The sequence below is a fragment of the Micromonospora chalcea genome, assembly GCF_002926165.1.
Classification (GTDB): Bacteria; Actinomycetota; Actinomycetes; order Mycobacteriales; family Micromonosporaceae; genus Micromonospora; species Micromonospora chalcea.
Genome location: NZ_MAGP01000073.1, coordinates 1 through 2140, shown reverse-complemented (window position 1 = coordinate 2140; position 2140 = coordinate 1). Strand labels below are relative to the sequence as shown.

Genomic DNA, 2140 nt, shown 5'->3' with positions numbered 1-2140 from the left:
GTGAGGAGCACGAGGGCATGTTCGAGCGGTTCACCGACCGAGCGCGACGGGTTGTCGTCCTGGCCCAGGAAGAGGCCCGGATGCTCAACCACAACTACATCGGTACGGAGCACATCCTGTTGGGCCTGATCCATGAGGGTGAGGGTGTCGCGGCGAAGGCTCTGGAGAGCCTCGGCATCTCCCTGGAGGGTGTGCGTCAGCAGGTCGAGGAGATCATCGGCCAGGGTCAGCAGGCGCCGAGCGGGCATATTCCGTTCACGCCGCGGGCGAAGAAGGTGCTGGAGCTGTCGCTGCGTGAGGCGTTGCAGCTGGGCCACAACTACATCGGCACCGAGCACATCCTGCTGGGTCTGATCCGCGAGGGTGAGGGCGTCGCCGCGCAGGTCCTGGTGAAGCTGGGCGCGGACCTGAACCGGGTCCGTCAGCAGGTCATCCAGCTGCTCTCCGGCTACCAGGGCAAGGAGCCGGCCGCCGCGGGTGCGGCGCCGGGTGAGGCCGCGCCGTCGACCAGCCTGGTGCTGGACCAGTTCGGCCGGAACCTGACCCAGGCCGCCCGGGAGGGCAAGCTCGACCCGGTCATCGGGCGGGAGAAGGAGATCGAGCGGGTCATGCAGGTGCTGTCCCGCCGTACGAAGAACAACCCGGTGCTGATCGGTGAGCCCGGCGTCGGCAAGACCGCCGTCGTCGAAGGGCTGTCGCAGAAGATCATCAAGGGTGAGGTGCCGGAGACGCTGAAGGACAAGCAGCTCTACACGCTCGACCTCGGTGCCCTGGTGGCCGGTTCCCGGTATCGGGGTGATTTCGAGGAGCGTCTGAAGAAGGTGCTCAAGGAGATCCGCACCCGCGGTGACATCATCCTGTTCATCGACGAGATCCACACGCTCGTCGGTGCGGGCGCGGCGGAGGGCGCGATCGACGCGGCGAGCATTTTGAAGCCGATGCTGGCTCGGGGTGAGTTGCAGACCATCGGCGCCACCACGCTGGATGAGTACCGCAAGCATTTGGAGAAGGACGCCGCGTTGGAGCGTCGTTTCCAGCCGATCCAGGTGGGTGAGCCGTCGCTGGCCCACACCATCGAGATTTTGAAGGGCCTGCGGGACCGCTACGAGGCGCACCACCGCGTGTCCATCACCGACGCCGCGCTGGTCGCCGCCGCGACGCTGGCCGACCGGTACATCTCCGACCGGTTCCTGCCGGACAAGGCGATCGACCTGATCGACGAGGCGGGCGCTCGGATGCGGATCCGCCGGATGACCGCGCCGCCGGACCTGCGGGACTTCGACGAGCGGATCGCGCAGGTGCGTCGGGACAAGGAGTCCGCGATCGACGCGCAGGACTTCGAGCGGGCCGCGCAGCTGCGTGACACCGAGAAGCAGCTGCTCGGGCAGAAGGCGCAGCGGGAGAAGGAGTGGAAGGCCGGTGACCTGGACGTCGTCAGTGAGGTCGACGACGAGCAGATCGCCGAGGTGCTCGGCAACTGGACCGGTATCCCGGTGTACAAGCTGACCGAGGAGGAGACCTCCCGGCTGCTGCGCATGGAGGACGAGCTGCACAAGCGCGTCATCGGCCAGGAGGACGCGGTCAAGGCCGTCTCGAAGGCGATCCGCCGTACCCGGGCCGGGTTGAAGGACCCGAAGCGGCCGTCCGGGTCGTTCATCTTCGCCGGCCCGTCCGGTGTCGGTAAGACCGAGCTGTCCAAGGCCCTGGCGGAGTTCCTGTTCGGGTCCGAGGACGCGCTGATCCAGCTGGACATGTCGGAGTTCCACGACCGGTACACGGTGTCCCGGCTCGTCGGTGCCCCGCCCGGGTATGTCGGCTACGACGAGGGTGGGCAGCTGACCGAGAAGGTGCGTCGCCGGCCGTTCTCGGTGGTCCTCTTCGACGAGATCGAGAAGGCCCACCCGGACGTGTTCAACACGCTCCTGCAGATCCTGGAGGACGGGCGTCTCACCGACGGTCAGGGCCGGATCGTGGACTTCAAGAACACGGTCATCATCCTGACCACCAACCTCGGTACGCGCGACGTCGCCAAGGCGGTGTCGCTGGGCTTCCAGGCGTCGGAGGATTCCGAGTCGAACTACGACCGGATGAAGCAGAAGGTCAACGACGAACTCAAGCAGCACTTCCGGCCCGAGTTCCT

At 66.7% G+C, this 2140-nt stretch carries 1 protein-coding gene; it reads left to right on the top strand.

What is annotated here, in order from left to right:
- Nucleotides 1-17: 17 nt before the first annotated feature.
- Nucleotides 18-2140 (top strand): ATP-dependent Clp protease ATP-binding subunit (locus tag BAW75_RS07625; protein WP_104113066.1); only part of this gene is annotated, 2123 nt, incomplete at its 3' end.